Origin of the sequence: Microbacterium sp. B24 (genome assembly GCF_000333415.1) — a bacterium.
Lineage (GTDB): Bacteria > Actinomycetota > Actinomycetes > Actinomycetales > Microbacteriaceae > Microbacterium.
Window position 1 is genome coordinate 1 of record NZ_BADB01000080.1, and the last position, 1,157, is coordinate 1,157.

Consider the following 1,157-nt stretch of genomic DNA (forward strand, 5'->3'; position numbering starts at 1 on the left):
AAGTCGCAGTCGGCGTACAGGCTCTGTTCGGTCGTGCCCGTCACGAGCGCGCGGAGCTGTTTCGCGGCGTCGGCGTCGAGGCGACCCTCGCTTTCGAGCTTGCCGATCTCGTCGTGGATGTAGGCGACGCCCTNGTCGACGCGGGCCTGGTCGAGGTCGGTGATGAGCACCGGCACCCTGGAGCTTGCGCACGAACAGCAGCGCGAACTGGCTCGCCATGAGTCCCGCGCCGATGATGCCGACTTTCGTGACCTTCTTCGCGAGGGTCTTGTCGGGAGCGCCGACGGGCCGCTTGGCCCGCTTCTGCACGAGATCGAACGCGTACATGGATGCCGCGAACTGGTCGCCCGTGACGAGATCGGCCAGGGCCTCGTCTTCGCGCGCGAAGCCCTCGGCCTTCGTTCCGCCCTTCGCCTTGTCGAGCAGCTCGAGTGCGGCGTAGGGGGAGCGGGGCACCGTGCCGATCTTGGATTCGAGCATGCCGCGCGCGACCTTGATCGCGATGGGCCACTTGGTGAGGCGCTCGATCTTGCCCGGCTCGTTCTTTCGCTCGACCTTGACGGCCCCCGTCAGGACCCCGTCGGCCCAGGCGAGCGAGCTCTCGAGGTAGGTCGCAGCAGGGAAGATCGCGTCGAAGATGCCGTAGTCGTACGCCTGCTGCGGCTTCAGCATGCGGTTCTGCTTCAGGGGGTTGCTGATGACGACCTCGAGGGCGTTCTCGATGCCGATGAGGTTCGGCAGCAGGTACGCGCCGCCCCAGCCGGGGATGATCCCCAGGAACACCTCGGGCAGGGCGATCGCGGCTGCGGAGGCGTCGACCGTGCGGTACGTCGAGTTCAGCGCGATCTCCAGCCCCCCGCCGAGGGCGAGACCGTTGACGAAGGCGAAGGAGGGCACTCCGAGCTCGCCGAGCGACCCGAGCACCTTGTGCCCGAGCTGCGCGACCAGACGGGCGTTGTCCTTGGAGCCGACCCGTGTGATGTCGGAGAGGTCCGCGCCGGCGGCGAGGATGTACTGCTTGCCCGTGATGCCCACGGCCTGGATCTCGCCGGCCCCCGCACGGGCCTTGAGGCTCGCCAGCGTCGCCCCGAGCTCGGTCAGTGTGGCCGGACCGAGCGTGTTGGGCCGCGTGTGGTCCCGACCGTTGTCGAGCGTGA

1 pseudogene is annotated in these 1,157 nt (G+C 68.4%); it reads right to left on the reverse strand.

What is annotated here, in order from left to right:
• Positions 1-1,157 (reverse strand): annotated as a pseudogene (locus I5I_RS01805) (enoyl-CoA hydratase-related protein); the annotation flags it as partial.